The organism is Helicobacter equorum (assembly GCF_900198655.1).
Classification (GTDB): Bacteria; Campylobacterota; Campylobacteria; order Campylobacterales; family Helicobacteraceae; genus Helicobacter_F; species Helicobacter_F equorum.
The window spans coordinates 1-16,956 of the sequence record NZ_FZPO01000029.1 but is presented as its reverse complement, the minus strand read 5'-3'; the positions used below and the strand labels follow the sequence as shown (position 1 = coordinate 16,956).

The 16,956-nt window shown below is 38.4% G+C and carries 10 protein-coding genes and 2 pseudogenes; 4 read left to right on the top strand and 8 right to left on the bottom strand.

All coding sequences use genetic code 11. The features are described from left to right. From C6H22_RS05460 to topA, 4 genes and pseudogenes are all read right to left on the bottom strand, one after another. Window positions 1-1,061: pseudogene (locus tag C6H22_RS05460) on the bottom strand (VRR-NUC domain-containing protein); the annotation flags it as partial. 101 nt (window positions 1,062-1,162) lie between these two features. Next, window positions 1,163-2,173 (bottom strand): ABC transporter permease, encoded by a 1,011-nt coding sequence (locus C6H22_RS05455; protein ID WP_104694324.1) that lies wholly within the window; start codon window positions 2,171-2,173, stop codon window positions 1,163-1,165. A 3-nt stretch (window positions 2,174-2,176) separates the two neighbouring features. After that, window positions 2,177-3,226 (bottom strand): microcin C ABC transporter permease YejB, encoded by a 1,050-nt coding sequence (locus C6H22_RS05450; RefSeq protein WP_104694323.1) that lies wholly within the window; start codon window positions 3,224-3,226, stop codon window positions 2,177-2,179. Then, window positions 3,227-5,446 (bottom strand): type I DNA topoisomerase, encoded by a 2,220-nt coding sequence (gene topA, locus C6H22_RS05445; RefSeq protein WP_104694322.1) that lies wholly within the window; start codon window positions 5,444-5,446, stop codon window positions 3,227-3,229. It abuts the gene before it with no gap. A 148-nt stretch (window positions 5,447-5,594) separates the two neighbouring features. On the opposite strand from topA, the gene C6H22_RS05440 reads away from it, so the two are divergent. The 3 genes and pseudogenes from C6H22_RS05440 to C6H22_RS05430 all read left to right on the top strand — a co-directional run bounded on the left by C6H22_RS05440 (window position 5,595) and on the right by C6H22_RS05430 (window position 10,658). Continuing rightward, window positions 5,595-7,139: a flagellin B gene (locus tag C6H22_RS05440; protein WP_104694321.1), complete on the top strand. Its 1,545-nt coding sequence runs from the start codon at window positions 5,595-5,597 to the stop codon at window positions 7,137-7,139. A 17-nt stretch (window positions 7,140-7,156) separates the two neighbouring features. Beyond that, the gene (locus C6H22_RS05435; protein ID WP_104694320.1) at window positions 7,157-9,052 is read left to right on the top strand and encodes a motility associated factor glycosyltransferase family protein; all 1,896 of its coding nucleotides are present in this window, start codon (window positions 7,157-7,159) and stop codon (window positions 9,050-9,052) included. Window positions 9,053-9,130: 78 nt separating this feature from the next. Beyond that, window positions 9,131-10,658: pseudogene (locus C6H22_RS05430) on the top strand (Na+/H+ antiporter NhaC family protein). 39 nt (window positions 10,659-10,697) lie between these two features. On the opposite strand, the gene C6H22_RS05425 reads toward C6H22_RS05430, so the two are convergent. From C6H22_RS05425 to pyrG, 4 genes are read right to left on the bottom strand one after another with little or no spacing between them, the layout of a single operon-like run. Then, window positions 10,698-11,729: an ATP-binding protein gene (locus C6H22_RS05425; protein WP_104694318.1), complete on the bottom strand. Its 1,032-nt coding sequence runs from the start codon at window positions 11,727-11,729 to the stop codon at window positions 10,698-10,700. Next, entirely contained in the window at window positions 11,720-12,640 is a 921-nt protein-coding gene (locus C6H22_RS05420; protein WP_104694317.1) for an RluA family pseudouridine synthase, read from the bottom strand. The genes C6H22_RS05425 and C6H22_RS05420 overlap by 10 nt, the downstream gene beginning before the upstream one ends. Before the next feature lie 3 nt (window positions 12,641-12,643). Next, window positions 12,644-14,200, bottom strand: coding sequence for a single-stranded-DNA-specific exonuclease RecJ (recJ, locus tag C6H22_RS05415; protein WP_104694316.1), 1,557 nt, complete (start codon window positions 14,198-14,200; stop codon window positions 12,644-12,646). 1 nt (window position 14,201) lies between these two features. Beyond that, the gene (gene pyrG, locus C6H22_RS05410; protein ID WP_104694315.1) at window positions 14,202-15,857 is read right to left on the bottom strand and encodes a glutamine hydrolyzing CTP synthase; all 1,656 of its coding nucleotides are present in this window, start codon (window positions 15,855-15,857) and stop codon (window positions 14,202-14,204) included. A gap of 174 nt (window positions 15,858-16,031) precedes the next feature. On the opposite strand from pyrG, the gene C6H22_RS05405 reads away from it, so the two are divergent. Further along, window positions 16,032-16,956: YhdH/YhfP family quinone oxidoreductase (locus tag C6H22_RS05405; protein WP_104694314.1), on the top strand; the 925-nt coding region annotated here is incomplete at its 3' end.

Here is a 16,956-nt window from a genome sequence, read left to right as displayed (position 1 = left end):
CTAAATCCTAGCCAAGAATACATTTCATTAAAGAGTTTGCCGGTAAAATCTGTGCTTAAATCAGTTTTATAATAAATCCCTAAATCATCTACAATTTTGCCAAATACTCTTTTTAATTGAGTTTCACCATTTATTACTTTATTTACATTTTCGCTTAAAATGGTGTTTTCTAGTGTGCGAGTGATGAGAGCTTTTTTATCATCTGGGATATCTTTTTTATTTAAAAATGCCTTTACTTTTTGCATTATAATATCGCCATCTCTATTGCCATCTTCATTTAGGCTTTTTAGGTCGTTTTTTTCTAGTGGCTTTACTACACCAGGAATTCCAAGTGTGGCGATGATAGAAGCAGTTACTAGATACACTCTATCATTTTCGCCAAGTCCGCTTTCGTTTTTGTAAATATCATTATTTAGCTTTGTTAGGCTAGTGCTTATTTCTTCTTCTAATTTTTCTTTGATTTGTGCTTTTTGCTCATCGCTTAGATTTAATGCTTTTACTTTGTCTATGAAATTATCAAAATTCTCAGGCTTTAAAAATGAAAAATCACTAAATTTGCCTACTTCTTGTCCCACGCCAAAATTGCTTTTTGAGACAAGATAAACAGCGATTTCGTGCTGTAAAACGCCAAAATCATCTTTATAGCCACTCATTCCAACTGCGATAATATCACTAAAACTTGTGTAATGTAAAATCGCATTTGCGTAATGAACTGCGCCATTTAGCGCATAAGAATTTATATTTTTAAAATCAGGCTCATTTTTACTAGTTTTATTTGCTACTTGATTTTTATCATCAAGCTTTATGAGTTTATCTTTGTAGCCTTTGTATTCTATGAGGATAGGATATACATCCCCCCATTTGTCGCTTAGCAGAAGTTTAGCATCCGGGCGATTGCCACCTACGCCACCATTTTTTGAGAAATATTCATTTAATGCGTTATCAATTTCGCTATTGCCGATTTCTTCTTGTTCTAGTTTATAAGTAAGTTTGTATGATCTTAGCCAGCCATTTGCTAAGTCTGCGATTTGTGGTTCTACTGATTGAATCTGTTTGCTCATTTTTTGCCCTTAATTTTTTTACATTATAACTAAATTTAAGGGACTTAGCACAAAATGACTCTTTGTAAAATCCCCAATCAACATAATAGAATCTATTTAGATTATAAATCGTGATGCACTCGAGGATCAAGTGCATCACGCAATCCCTCTCCTACAAATACCAACACAGAAAGCAAAATAGAAACTATCAAAAACGCACTAATACCAAGATGAGGCGAAGTGAGATTATTTTTACCTTGTGCGAGAAGCTCACCCAAACTTGCATCTTGTGTCCCAAAACCCAAAAAATCTAAACTCCCAAGCGTAATAATCCCAGTTGCCATAATAAAAGGCAAATAGGTAATAGTCGCAACCATTGCATTTGGCAAAATATGGCGCGTGATAATACGCCAATCACTAAATCCCAAAACCCTAGCGGCTTTGACAAATTCAAGATTGCGAATCTTGAGAAATTCCGCCCTGACAACACTTGCAAGACCAATCCACGAAAACGCTAACACAATTCCTAGAATCCACCAAAAACTCGGTGCAATCGTATTTGCCACTATAATAATCACAAATAATATAGGAATGGAATTCCATATTTCAATAAGCCTTTGCCCAAAAAGATCTATACTGCCACCATAATATCCTTGCAAAGCACCTATACTCACGCCTATTACCAACACGCATATAGTCAAAATAAATCCAAAAGCCAAGGAAGTGCGTAAGCCATAAAGCATTCTTGCAAACACGTCCCTACCTTTGTCATCGGTACCTAACCAATGCACAGAATCTGGAGATGTTGGTGAAGGATCGTGTAAGTCAAAAAGGATCGTTTCTGGACTATAAGGGACAAGTGTGCGCAACACAAAGCTATCTTTTAGTAATACATCGCTTACATAAGGATCTAAATAATCCGTAAAACTCTCAAAATCTCCACCAAATGTAGTCTCTGGATAATCAACAAAAATAGGAAAATACGCTCTACCTTCGTGATAAATAAAAAGTGGTTTTTGATTTGCAATACATGGTGCTATCACACTCATAAATACCAACATACCAAAGATCCACAAACTCATATATGCACGTGTGTTTGCCCTAAATCTCTGCCATATCACCGACAATTCCATATCTCACACCCTCTTATCAAAATGTATGCGCGGATCAATAAACATATACAACACATCACTAATAATCCCAACAACCAATGCAAGAAAAGTAAAAATATATAATGTGCCAAAAATGATAGGATAATCGCGATTTATCACACTCTCATAGCCCAAAAGGCCAAGCCCATCGAGACTAAAAATAATCTCAATAAGTAAACTTCCGCTAAAAAACATGCTCACAAACACCACAGGAAACCCACTCACAACAAGCAACATAGCATTTCTAAAAATATGTTTATACAATATCCTACTCTCACTTGCTCCCTTGGCACGGGCGGTTTGGACATAGGTTTTGTGAATCTCCTCTAAAAAGCAATTTTTACACAACATTGTCAGTGTTGCAAAACCCCCAAGTGAAATACAAAACACAGGCAACACCAAATGCCACAAATAATCTTTGATTTTTTCCATAGGTGTAAGCATTTCAAAACCTTCACTCACAAGCCCACGCAATGGAAAAATATCAAAATAACTCCCTCCAGCAAAAATAACAATAAGAAAAATCGCAAACAAAAATGAAGGAATAGCATTAGCTACGATAATCACAAAACTTGTCGTTATATCAAAATGACTCCCATTGCGCTTGGCTTTTGTAATGCCTAGCGGAATGCTTACAAGATAGATAATTAATGTGCTAAAAACACCAAGCGAAATACTCACAGGCAACTTTTCTTTGATGATGTCAAGCACTTTGCTTTGGCGATAAAAACTCTCGCCAAAATCAAAACATATGTAATTTTTCATCATAATCACATATCGCTCTAACAATGGCTTATCAAAGCCATAAAGCTTATTGATATGATCAATTAGTTCTGGATCTAAGCCTGTCGTGGCTTTGTAAAAAGATTTTTGAGCCATAGTAGATTCTGAAGGTTTATTGAGATTTTCTAATTGTGCAATGGTGCGCTCTACAGGACCACCCGGAGCGATTTGAATCAATAAAAAATTGAGCGTAAGAATCCCAAAAAGTGTGGGGATTAATAGCAAAAGACGCTTAGAAACATAATGTAGCATTTACACTTCTTGACTTTGTTGAATTTTTTCTTTGCATTGTAGGCATTCATAAATGTGCTTTTTGCGTAGCTCACGCTCACACATAGTGCCTCCGCACTTAGGACATTTGGTTGCTACAAGTGGATATTTAGAAATAAATGTGCATTTTGGATAATTAGCACAACCATAAAATACGCCACGCCTACTAAAGCGCTTGAGAATTTCACCGCCACATTCTGGACAAGGAATCTCTAATTTTTCTTGTGGTTTTGTTTTGAGAGGTTTGGTATTTTTGCATTCTGGATAACCGCTACACGCGATAAATTCGCCATTTCTCCCAAATTTTTTCACCATAGGCTTACCACATTTTTCACACACTTCACCACTAAGTTCGGCTTGTGCATAATCGCTAGACTTAATATATTTGCACTTTGGATATCCACTACACGCGATAAATTCACCAAACTTACCATTACGTTTTACAAGCTCTTTGCCACATTTTGGGCAAGGCTCGCCTGTTGGAATCGCAATTTTTTGGGATGCAATATTTTGTTTGCCTTCCTCGATTTTTTGCATAAAAGATTCATAAAAATCCCACAAAATTTCATTCCAATCAGCCTTATGCTGCGCTATAGAATCTAACTTATCTTCAAGAGATGCACTAAAAGAACTATCAACAATCTCATGAAACGACTCTTCTAACATTTGCGTTACTTTAAAGGCATTTTCTTGAGGAATAAGTGTTTTTTTCTCATTTTTGAGATAATCACGACTGCACAATAGCGCAATAGTTGGTGCATAAGTGCTTGGTCGCCCTATACCCAAAGATTCTAAAGTCTTAATTAAACTTGCTTCGGAATAGCGTGCTGGTGGCTCTGTATGTTTTGTATGGCTTTGCACTTCTACAAGATTCACGCCCTTGCCCTCTTGAAGTGGAGGCAAAAGCGTATCACTCTCTTCATAACCCATAATTTTATAGAATCCATCAAAGACAAGTTTTCTGCCATTTGCTTTAAATTGGGCTTGTTGGTCTGTGGTAGATTCAAAAATGATATTTTGAAGTTCAAACTCCGCATCTGCACTCTGTGAAGCTAAAAATCGCTCATAAATAAGTTTATAGAGTTTATATTCTTCTGGTTTTAGATAACCTTTGGCAATCTCTGGTGTAAAATCAAGATTTGTGGGGCGAATGGCTTCGTGTGCTTCTTGTGCGACTTTTGATTTAGTCGTATATACCTTTGGTTTTGTTGGGACATATGCTTTGCCATATTCCTTGCCAAGAAGTTCTCTTGCTGCTGTAGTCGCTTCTTTGGCAATATTAAGACTATCAGTCCTCATATAAGTAATAACCCCCATTACACCACTATGTGTCTGCACACCCTCATAAAGTCTTTGTGCGATACTCATCGTGCGTGTGGGATTAAATCCTAATTTTGTAGAAGCACTTTGTTGGAGGGTAGAAGTCATAAATGGCGGAGGTGTGCTTGTCTTTTTGTGTTTGATAATAATTTGTGTAATGCTATAAGATTGCTTTTTTAGTGAATCTAGTATTGTGCTTACTTCTTTGCTATCTTGGAGACTTAGTTTTTGTAGTGTCTTGCCTCCATAACTCACAAGTTCAGATTCTACAATAGCGTTCTCCAAACTCTTAAATGTAGCTGTAATGAGATAATATGTAATACTCTTAAAAGCTTCAATCTCACGCTCTCTATCCACAACAATCTTTAGTGCTGCACTCTGCACACGCCCAGCACTTAACCCACGCGCAATTTTTGAGGAAATAAGATTGCTAAGCTTAAAACCTACAATTCTATCAAGCAAACGCCTTGCTTGTTGCGCATTGACTTTATCCATATCGATTGTGCGTGGTGATTTGAGTGCGTTTTGGATAGCATTTTTTGTAATCTCATGAAACACGATTCTTGGAAAATCTTGGGTAGGAAGTCCTAATGTCTGTGTAATATGATAGCCTATCGCCTCACCTTCTCTATCTTCATCTGTTGCGATATAAGTAGTCTTTGCCTTTTTGGCAAGTTGTTGTATCTCTTGGACAACCTTTGCATGATCTTTATCCACCGCATATTTTGGGATAAAATGCTTATCTTTTATCTCAATACCAAGTGTGTATTTGGGAAGATCGCGGATATGTCCCTTTGAAGCAACAACCTCATAATCCTTGCCAAGAAAATTTTTAATAGTCCGAGCTTTTGCTGGAGATTCTACAATGATGAGATTTTTCATAATTCTGCACTTTCGATGTCTAAAATCAGCTCTCTAAAGCCATTAACGATAATTTTAACATAAAAACACGCACAAAAGAGGCATAAATTTTTGGAATATCTTTTGCTTTAATCGGCAAAAATAAAAAAACTTTAGCAAAGGATGCCCGATGAGTTTTAGGATTAATACAAACATTTCCGCACTCAATGCTCATACTATCGGTGTGGCAAACAATAGAAGCTTACACAATTCATTAGAAAAATTAAGTTCTGGTTTGCGCTTAAATAAAGCTGCCGATGACGCTTCTGGTATGGCTATCGCAGATAGTTTAAGAAGTCAAAGTGAAGGTTTGGGACAGGCTGTGCGAAATGCCAACGATGCCATTGGTATTATTCAAGTGGCGGATAAAGCGATGGATGAGCAATTAAAAATCCTTGATACTATCAAAACAAAAGCCATTCAAGCCGCACAAGATGGACAAACAACAGAAACAAGAAAAGCACTGCAAAGCGATATTTTACGCCTCTTAGAGGAGCTTGATAACATTGCCAATACCACAAGCTTCAATGGACAACAAATGCTCTCTGGTGCATTCTCTAACAAAGAATTCCAAATTGGTGCGTATTCCAACACGACTATTAAAGCCTCTATTGGTCCTACAAGTTCGGATAAAATCGGACATATTCGTATGGAAAGCTCATCATTCTCGGCTGTAGGAATGCTCGCTTCTGGAGCAGCACGCAACCTTACTGAAGTGATGTTTAATGTCAAAGAAGTTGATGGAAAAAATAGCTTTGAGATTGAAACCGTAAAAATTTCTACCTCCGCAAATACCGGTATTGGTGTGCTTTCAGAAGTCATCAATAAGCATTCAGACAAGCTTGGTGTACGTGCAGCTTGGAGTGTTATGGGGACAGGTAGCTCACCTGTGCTATCTGGAACGGTGCGAGGATTGGTGATTAATGGCGTAACCATTGGAACGGTCAATGATGTGCGTAAAAACGACTCCGATGGGCGTCTTATCAATGCGATAAACTCGGTAAAAGAAAGAACAGGAACAGAAGCTTTTATTGATATTACTGGACGATTAAACTTGCGTAGCACCGATGGGCGTGCGATCGCTGTGCGCACACAAAGTGCAACTGGCTTTGTTTTTGGTGGTGGTAACTTTGCAGGGATTAGCGGAACAGAACACACGATCATCGGACGCTTGACGCTTATTAGAACTGATGCGCGTGATATTATCATCAGTGGTTATAACTTTAGCCACGTTGGATTCCATACTGCACAAGGTCTCGCCGAATACACGGTTAATCTCCGATCATTACGCGGTGAAATGGATGCCAATATCGCTTCGGCATCTGGAGCAAATGCCAATGTCGCACAAGCCGAACTTAATGCCGGTGGTATCGGTGCTGGTGTTACAAGCCTTAAGGGTGCAATGGTGGTTATGGATATGGCAGAATCTGCAAGAATTCAGCTCGATAAATTGCGTGCAGATATTGGTGCGGCACAAATCCAACTTGTCGCCACAATCAATAATGTATCTGTTACACAAGTTAATGTCAAAAGTGCCGAATCACAAATCCGCGATGTGGATTTTGCTTCAGAATCTGCAACTTTCTCTAAACATAATGTTTTGGCACAAAGCGGAAGTTTTGCGATGGCACAAGCAAATGCTGTGCAACAAAATGTATTGCGGCTTTTGCAATAGACTAGATTCTCTATCTTATGCAAGATTTTTTTGCGCTTAACCTTAACGCACTCCAAAAGACTTCGCCAAATCTCGCTAAACGACTTCAAGATGTCGTGCCAAACACGCATTATGAAGTGTTTTTGGGCGATGATGTGCTCAATTTTAATATTATTGATACACGCGATTGTGCGCCTATTTTTGTGGATTCACCACTTACACAGACTAACCAAAAAATTGTAGAATTTATGCCCTATGCACAATACCCGTATCTGTATTGCTTTGGGCTTGGGAATGGGGTCTTTTATAAGGTACTTTTACAAAATAAATATCTCAAACATGTGGTAGTCATAGAACCCGAACTTGAAATTTTATTTATCGTATTGCATTTGCTAGATTTTTCTCAAGAAATTGCAGAATCTAAAATTTTGTTTTTAGATTCACAAAGCACTTTTCAAGATGTGCTCCTTATTTTTTTGCAAGACACGCACACAAAAATCTACTCTAAACTCTATAATCTCCATATTTTTAATGCCTACTATGATCGTTATGCCACACTAAGCATAGAATTTAACCGCTACTTTATTAAAGCGCTTGAACATTGTGTCATTAGCGTGGGAAATGATAGCAAAGACGCTATCACAGGTATAGCACACCACATAGCCAATCTCCCAAAAATGCTTGCCTCTCCATCGCTTATCACACTTATTAAAGAATTACGCACCAAAAGAGCCAACCAAAAAAGCACAGCGGTTATTGTCTCTACAGGTCCAAGTCTTAGCAAACAACTCCCACTTCTCAAACAATACCAAGATTACCTCACGATTTTTTGTATCGATGCGTCCTTGCCAATTCTTGCCAAAGAAGATATCAAGCCTGATGTCGTATTTTCATTAGAGCGTGTAGATCTCACCGCTAGATTCTATGAAGAGACGCCAAAATCTTGCCATAAAGATGTGATTTTTGCCATCACAACAATTGTGCATAAACGCCTAGCAGATGCATTAAAGGGAAATTGTGTGCAATGGAGTATGCGTCCATTTGGCTATACATATTATTTTGGCTTTAATGATTATGGATATATCGGTGTGGGTATGTCTGCGGCAAATATGGCTTATGAAATGGTGGTGTATTCGAAATTTACGCGTTGTATTCTTATAGGACAAGATCTTGCATTTGCCAAAGATGGTAGCTCTCATGCCAAAAATGCTGTCTATGGTGATCGAGAAATTACACCAAAGCAAGATTCACAAAAAGTCTTGCTTCCAGCATATGGTGGTAAAGGTATGGTAGAAAGCACCAATGTATGGAAACTTTTTTTAGAATTTTATGAAGCCGACATCGCACAAACACCATACAAACTAGAAGTTATCAATGCTACAGAAGGTGGTGCAAGGATACAAGGCACAATAGAAATGCCATTTGCCAAAGCTCTAGAAAGTATAGATACTAGCACCAAAAAGCAACCTCTAATCCTCACGCTTCCGCCATTAGAACTTATAGAATCTAATATGACAAAGGCGCGAGAAAAAACAAGAGAATTTTTGATATTTGCGCGAGAAAAAAAAGCAAAAATTGAAGAAGTCTTTTTAGAAGTGGCGGGACTTATAGAGGATCTTGAGGCAAATAAACATGATTTAGAAAACTTTGATTTCAAAAAGATAAGCACCGCACTAGAACATATAGAATCTATCAAAGAATTTTTTTATGACAAGGCTTTTACGACATGCTTTAATGATGCGATTCAATCTTATATCGTGCATCAAGAAATGGAAATAGCAAAAATTGTGGTGCGTATTGCACAAGATGATATTGCACTCAAAACAAAGCAAATCGATTTACTCTATGCACATAAATATTGGCTATTTTCGCTTGCAGGTGGTATAGATTGCGTGATAGAAGTCGCACAAAAATCCTTTAGCCAATGGGAATAGCCCATTTAACCTTAAACCATTTAAGACTAGTTTGATACAATACGCCAAAACTACTCTTATCTGTTAAGGTCTAATAATATGTATGCTCATTCTACTCTTAGTCTCCTCGTGCCATTAGTAACCATAGCACTTGTATTTTTTACAACGGCGTGTAGTGCTCTCACTCTTATTAGGGATAATGTTAGCAAGCATTATGCTCCATTACCAAAATCCACTAGAAATTTTTGTGTATACCTACAAACACATAGCCTCTGTGTTTTATGAATATCAAGATGATGGGATTATTATCAATGCCCAAAGTTTGTATGTATTTGGATTTTTATTTATTTTGGGGATTCTCACACAACTTATGAGTTATTCTGGAGGCATTTGTGCATTTGTGCTATGGGCAAGAAAACGCATAAAAACACAAAAAGGTTCAGAGTTATTTGCCTTTATTGCTGGTATCGTTGTGTTTGTTGATGATTATTTTAATGCCCTAACTGTGGGACAAATGAGTAAATCACTCAATGATGCCAATCACTCCACACGCGAACGCTTAGCATATATTATAGATTCTACCTCCGCGCCTATTTGTATTTTGATGCCCATTTCAAGCTGGGGCGCATATATCATTATGCAGCTTAACGCAACATTTCAAGGTGATAGTTTTGTGTTGCTATTTTCTAGCATTTGGGGAAATTATTATGCGTGGTTTGCACTTTTGGCGGTCTTTCTCACAATTATATGGCAGATAAATCTCCCTGCAATGCGTAAAAATCAAAATGTTGATGTTATAGAAAATGCCTCTATCACTGCGCACACAGAATCTAGCATATGGCTTTTAATCATTCCTATATTTGCCTTGCTTGGCTTTGTGGCTGGGCTTATCTTTTATACCGGCTATCAAGTAAGTGGAGAAACAAATCTCATAAGTATGTTGGGACATACAGACACTGGATTTTCACTCTTTTTTGGTGGTTTGGGTGCATTAGTGCTAAGCTTTTTTCTCTCTTTGCCTCATATCACACCAGCAAACTACATACCTATCCTAAAAACTGGTATCTCCTCTATGATCCCTGCATGTCTCATACTCATACTAGCTTGGGCTATAGGACCTATTGTCAAAGATGACCTAAGCACAGGTATATATCTCGCAAATCTTAGCAAAGAATTTCTAGAATCTAGCGCGCTCAATCCACATATTGCAATCGTAGTAGTGAGTTTTGCAATCTCTGGTTTTATTGCCTTTTGCACAGGAACAAGCTGGGCAACTTTTGCCATTATGATACCTATTGCCTCAAGTCTAGCACAAGCTAATGGTGTGGATTTAGTGTTGGTGTTTTCGGCAGTTTTGTCTGGCGCAGTCTATGGCGATCACGCCTCGCCCATTTCTGATACGACAATTCTCTCTGCAACAGGTGCAGGTTGCTCGGTGCAAAGCCATTTCATCACGCAATTACCTTATGTAAACGTGGTGGCATCCGTTGCGATTGTGAGTTTTGGTGTAGCTGGGTGGCTAGATTCTAGAATATGGGGCTATGTTATAGGACTTGTGCTCATGTTTGGAATTTTTTATGTCTTTAGGAAATATTATGGCGATATGCCTATCAAAACGACATCTTAAACAAGCTATCAATGAGACACAAATCCATATATACAAACTCTACTCTTCTCCCAATGCAAAGTCAATAAAGTTTATTGCCCTCCAATGTTTTTTGCCTACCCTTCCCTCCCCCTCAAAACTCAGGGTAACGACATATATATGCTCACTTTGCATTTTGCTAACTCTATGCTTTATGAGATCTTGCGTGGCAAATGGGATACTCACAAAAGCTTTATGTTGGTATATAAACTCTCCTGCATCGCCATAGCATAAAGATTCATTGCCATGCTCACCAAGCTTTACTAACTCCAAAAAAAGCATATTTTCTAATTGTGCGACGAGATTATGATGCAATAAATGTGAAAGAGAAAAATCTGCAAAATACAATTTTTTTGCATTTGGTTTATAAGAATGTGGGAGAAAAAACAGCACATTATTATCCTGCCAATGCGTAAGCGTGGTGTAGATTCTATCTTTTGAAAGTTTCATAGTGGGTTTTAGCTGGGAGTAGATTCTGTGAGGCGTAGTGTTTTGGGACTGAAATCCTAAAAGTGCCAAAAAAAGCTCCTTATCTCTGCCAAATGCCACACAAATAATCTCATATAATCGCTCAAGCCGCTTATATGCCCCAAACTCTTGAATCTCTGGAATATTGCCATTTTTTAAAAAAGTATTAAAAAGTGTTTTAAGTGAAAGATTTTTGGTATCAAAGCTCACAAATTCCTCAAAACACAATGGCAAAATACATTTAGGCACAAAATCCTGCGGACAAGCCTCTTTTTGCCCTATTAGCACGATATTTGGAATATGTGGCAATGCAATAGGCGTGTGATAATTATCAAGTACAAGCACATCAACTTTTTTTTCTAAATGCATTTTGAGCAAATACCCTTGCACCTCATCGCTTTGCAAACGCCTATTGGCTAAATCAATATAAATAGGCTTTTTAAAGCCTAGCGCAAATTGCAATGCCAAAGAAGTTTTACCCGATCTAGGCGGACCATACAAAAAGCTTCTACTAGATGCAATACCATAACGGCGTGGCAAAATCACACGATCAGCAGTATATGATGATAAGACATTTAATGGCATAGATTCTCACTTGAATAAAAAAATCTTATCAAATCCTCGCGCAACGCAGAATCAAAACAAAAAGATTCATCGTTATAGTCAAAGGTAAGTTTTGAGGCATTGAGCATAAGATGTGGCACACCTAATAAGCGTATAAAATCCTCTTTTTGCACCTTAGATTCTAAGAAAAATCGTGAGATCTCATCGCTTACACCATAGAGATAATCTCCTACAATAGGGTGAGATATAGAATCTAAATGCACACGAATTTGATGTGTGCGACCAGTCAGCGGCAACACCTCAATAAGCGTTTGATTACGGGCTATATCACGATCTAGCACCCTAAGATATGTCTTTGCGTATTTGCCCAAAGGCGAAATCACACTCCGAATACTTAAATCCTTGCCATTATTATGCGCCAAAATAGGTGCGCAAATCACTCGCTCTTGCTCTTTGATAATCCCACGCACAATAGCTGTATATGTTTTTTGCACTTTATGTAGCACAAAAAGATTTTTTAATATCTGCTCGCTTTGCTTATGCAACGCACACACCACAAGCCCACTTGTTAGTGAATCTAGCCTATGAACTGGATTTGCTTGTTTGCCAAAAGTATTTTTGAGTGCATCATTTAAGCTATAATGCGCAAAAAGCCCCTTTGGGTGCGTCAAAAGATGATGTGGCTTATCATACACACAAAAATCCTCGTGGATAAAAAGCGCTTGCAATCCCAAATCTTGTGGCACAAAATGCGTGATTTCAATCTTCCCGCACACTTCTTGAGCTTTGCCTACCTTGACACCGCCTTGTGTCATTCTCCCCTTATCAATGAGGCGCTGTGCTGCATTTGGACTGAGATGTAAGACACGCACCAAAAATACAAATGCCTTAAGAGGTTGGGTGATAGTATATTCTTCACGCACAAAAGGCATAGCTTACCTTTTTATTTGCAAACACAAACGCCTAAAATATGTATCATACTCTAGAGAAAATCGCCACTCCTGCACGCAAGTATCTGTAGCAAAAAATTCTACACCATATAATTTGTTACCTGTTGGAGATTGAAAGTTTAGACGCAAATGCTCTTTATTTTTTCCCATAGGCTTAGAATCTATAAGCACTAAATCATTACATATAAAATAAGGTTTAGGATTATGTGCACCAAATGGCTCAAATTCCTCCAAAATACTAAGTAATTCCATATCAATATCACGCGCGCTAACATATCCTAACACATCACTAGGCATATCCCCTACTTCATACACCAAAGACTGCTCTAAAATCTCTAAAAACTCTACAAGATTGTCTTTGTGAATCTGCAAGCCAACTGCCCCTTGATGCCCGCCAAATTCGAGTAAAAGTGATTTTGTCTCTTGGGCTTTTTGCAAGGATTTAATAAGATGTATATTCCCATAAACACGACCAGAACCTTTGAGAATCTCTCCCTCATCACTCAAAACAAAGGCACATTTTTGATACATTTGCGTGAGTTTGGCACACACAACCCCTAGCACACCTATATGCCACTGCCCAGTAGCATACACAAATGTATGAGTTTGTATCACACGATCTATAATGTCACTAAGCGTTTGGGCTTGAATGGCTTTGCGTTTGGTGTTTAATACTTGCAAAGTTTGATAGCTTTCCAAAGCTTCTTGTAGTGTGCGTGATGTGAGAAACTCAAATGCTATACGTGCATCACTTACACGCCCAGCACAATTTAACAAAGGGATAATGCCAAAACTTAACCCTTGTGAATCAATCACGCCTAATTTTTGGCGTATAACTTGACAAAAAGGCGTGCTAGAGTGTTGTATCACTTGCAGGGCTTTTTTGACTATCACTCTATTTATTCCGACAAGTGGCATCATATCGCCCAGTGTTGCCAAGCCCACAAAAGGCAAAAACACACTCATATCAAGAGATACACCTAATTCTTGCTTAATCCCTGCACACAAATACCACGCCACCATAGCACCGCAAATATCTTTGAAAGGAAACAAACAATCATCTTGTTTGGGATCTATAAGCACATCACAATATGGGAGTGTATCTTGTGGCGTATGATGATCGGTGATAATGAGTGCGAGATTGTGTGCCTTGCAAAATTCCCCTGCCTCAAATGCACTAATGCCATTATCCACAGAGATAATAAGCTTATAATGTCTTGTGGCATCAATGCGCTTTAATAGCGTGGGAGTAATTCCATATCCATCACTAAAGCGATTTGGCAAGACGATATCAACATTTTCATACCCAAGTGCGCTAAAAAATCCTTGCATAATCGCACTTGCATTCACACCATCGGCATCATAATCTCCTACAACAAGAATCTTTGAGCCTTGATTGATATGTGTAACGACAAGCTTTGCGGCTTCTTGCACACCCTTAAGACTATGGGGCAAGGGCAAATCCCTAAGACTCATCACCCCTTGTGCAAGATCACGACTAGCTAAAATACCTCGTATCTGTGCTTTGCTTAGATACTTCACACTAATACACTCTTTTGTACGCAAGTGTTTGACGCAAAAATTCTAAAATAATAGGATTTGGGTTTTTTAGTCTTGAAGTAAATTCAGGGTGGAATTGCACGGCAACAAACCAAGGATGATCTTTTAACTCAATAGCCTCAACAAGCCCATTAGATTCACCACTAATCACCATACCGCCATCTTCTAGCCTTTTTTTGTAAGCAGGATTAACTTCATAACGATGTCTATGTCGCTCTCTAATGCAATCTTGTTTATATGCCTCATAAAGCTTACTGCCCTTTAAAACCACACAAGGATACTCGCCTAAACGCATCGTCCCACCCATAGGTGAGCTATGAGTGCGCACTTGCTTATTGCCTTGTGAATCTATAAAATCCTCGATGAGATAAACAATAGGATCTTTGGTGTCTTTATCAAATTCTGTAGAATTTGCTTGTGTTATCCCTAGCACATTACGCGCATACTCGATAATGGCTAACTGCATACCAAGGCAGATTCCAAGCAATGGAATCTTATGTACTCTAGCATATTCTATAGCTTGCAATTTACCCTCAATACCACGCTCCCCAAAACCACCGGGAATAAGGATAGAATCCACCCCATCAAGTTCTGGTTTGCCATCTTCTAATACACCGCCTTGAAGTTTTTGGCTATCTATCCAGCGAATATCTACGCGCGTATTTATGTGTGCCCCTGCGTGGATAAGTGCTTCTGTGAGAGATTTATACGATTCTTTAAGTGAGAGATATTTACCCACAAAACCAATGGTAATGCTATCTTTTGGCGAAATAATTTTTTTGACAAGCATATCCCACTCGTCCATATTGGGATTTAACTCACCCAACACAAAACGCCTTGCAATAGGCACTAAAATCCCTTCTTGCAAAAAGTCTAGCGGACATTTATAGATACTTTGTGAATCTTGTGCCACAATCACGCTATCATCATCGACATCGCAACTTAGAGCGATTTTTTTCTTTAGCTCTTTACCAAGCATACGCTCACATCGTGCCACGAGAATCTGTGGAGAAATCCCTATACGTCGTAATTCTTGCACACTATGTTGTGTGGGTTTTGTTTTAAGCTCCCCAGCAGCTTTGATAAGTGGGATAAGTGTTACATGCACACTAATAACTTGATTAGATCCTAATTCATGTTTAAGCTGACGCATAGCCTCAAGATACGGCATACCTTCCATATCCCCCACAGTACCACCAAGCTCGACAATGAGAAAATCGCTTTGCTTACCGACAAGGTGGATTCTGTGCTTTATTTCATCAACTATATGTGGGACAATCTGAATCGTTTTGCCAAGATATTCACCCCTTCGCTCCTTTTCGATGACAGAGAGGTAAATTTGCCCTGTAGTAAAGTTATTTGTCTTGTGAAAATCTTTGTTTAAAAACCGCTCATAATGCCCAATATCAAGATCGGTTTCGGCGCCATCACTTGTTACAAAGACTTCCCCGTGCTCTAGCGGACTCATCGTGCCAGGATCGACATTGATATAAGGGTCAATTTTTACTATACTCACCTCAAAGCCACTATGTTGCAAAAGCGTAGCAATAGAAGAAGATGTGATACCCTTACCAAGAGAACTTAACACACCACCGGTAACAAAAATATATTTGGTTTTAGAAGTTTGTATGAATTTCATAATATCTCACTTCATGACACGAAATTTCGCGTATTATAAGATATACATTCTTAAAAATGGGTGGGTGTGCAACAAACCAAATAATCCTAAACCACACAAGCCTTTGTAATAAATTTGTTATAATCCTTAGTAATCCATGTATTAGCATCAAAAAGTCGCAAACAAGGAGAATCTATGACATTTAAAGCAGTATGTGTAGATATGCAAGGAGAAAACCTCATACACGCAATAAAAGACATTACAATAGATAATCTATCAGATGGCGATGTGATTATAAAGGTCAAATACTCTAGTATCAATTATAAAGATATGCTTGCGTTTAGGAAACATGGTGGTGTGATCCGCAAATACCCTATGATACCGGGTATAGATCTCTGTGGCGAGATTGTAGAATCTAATAATCCAAGCTATAGCATAGGACAAAAAGTCTTGGCAACAGGCTTTGGCATAGGGGTTTCTCACACTGGAGGCTATGCACAATATGCAAGATTACAATCATCGTGGATTACGCCCTTGCCAAATGGATTATCACTCAAAGATAGCATGATAGTAGGCACGGCAGGTTTTACAGCAGCATTAAGCATAGAATCTCTGCAACAAGCAGGAATGCATAAAGACACCCGACCAACTATAGCAGTAAGCGGTGCAACTGGTGGCGTAGGCACTATGGCAATCGCACTCCTTAAAGCAAGAGGTTATGACAACATCACAGCCATTACATCTAAAAATAATCAATCACCAATGCTAAGAAGTCTTGGTGCACGTGATATTGTATCGCCAAAAGACATCATAAAAGCTGATAATAAACCCTTACAATCACAATGCTTTCATTATGTGATTGATTGTGTGGGTGGTGAATTAGCCGCGAGTTTATTGACACAAATACACTATGGCGGAGCGATGAGTGTATGTGGAAATGCAAGTGGAATAACTCTAAACACGAATATTTTGCCCTTTATCTTGCGTGGGATACAGCTTATTGGCATAGATTCTGTGGCATATCCAAGCCAAAAGCGATCAAAGATTTGGCATGAAATCTCAAATGCAATGGCATTCATACGAAAAATACCTATCACAGAAGTTAGGTTCAAAACACTAG

What these genes read in the sequence shown, in the direction of transcription:
- pyrG (WP_104694315.1), bottom strand. Translation starts at nt 15,857, where the DNA reads ATGAAATTCATACAAACTTCTAAAACCAAATATATTTTTGTTACCGGT.
- C6H22_RS05420 (WP_104694317.1), bottom strand. Translation starts at nt 12,640, where the DNA reads ATGCCTTTTGTGCGTGAAGAATATACTATCACCCAACCTCTTAAGGCA.
- C6H22_RS05440 (WP_104694321.1), top strand. Translation starts at nt 5,595, where the DNA reads ATGAGTTTTAGGATTAATACAAACATTTCCGCACTCAATGCTCATACT.
- C6H22_RS05450 (WP_104694323.1), bottom strand. Translation starts at nt 3,226, where the DNA reads ATGCTACATTATGTTTCTAAGCGTCTTTTGCTATTAATCCCCACACTT.
- C6H22_RS05455 (WP_104694324.1), bottom strand. Translation starts at nt 2,173, where the DNA reads ATGGAATTGTCGGTGATATGGCAGAGATTTAGGGCAAACACACGTGCA.
- C6H22_RS05425 (WP_104694318.1), bottom strand. Translation starts at nt 11,729, where the DNA reads ATGCCATTAAATGTCTTATCATCATATACTGCTGATCGTGTGATTTTG.
- topA (WP_104694322.1), bottom strand. Translation starts at nt 5,446, where the DNA reads ATGAAAAATCTCATCATTGTAGAATCTCCAGCAAAAGCTCGGACTATT.
- C6H22_RS05435 (WP_104694320.1), top strand. Translation starts at nt 7,157, where the DNA reads ATGCAAGATTTTTTTGCGCTTAACCTTAACGCACTCCAAAAGACTTCG.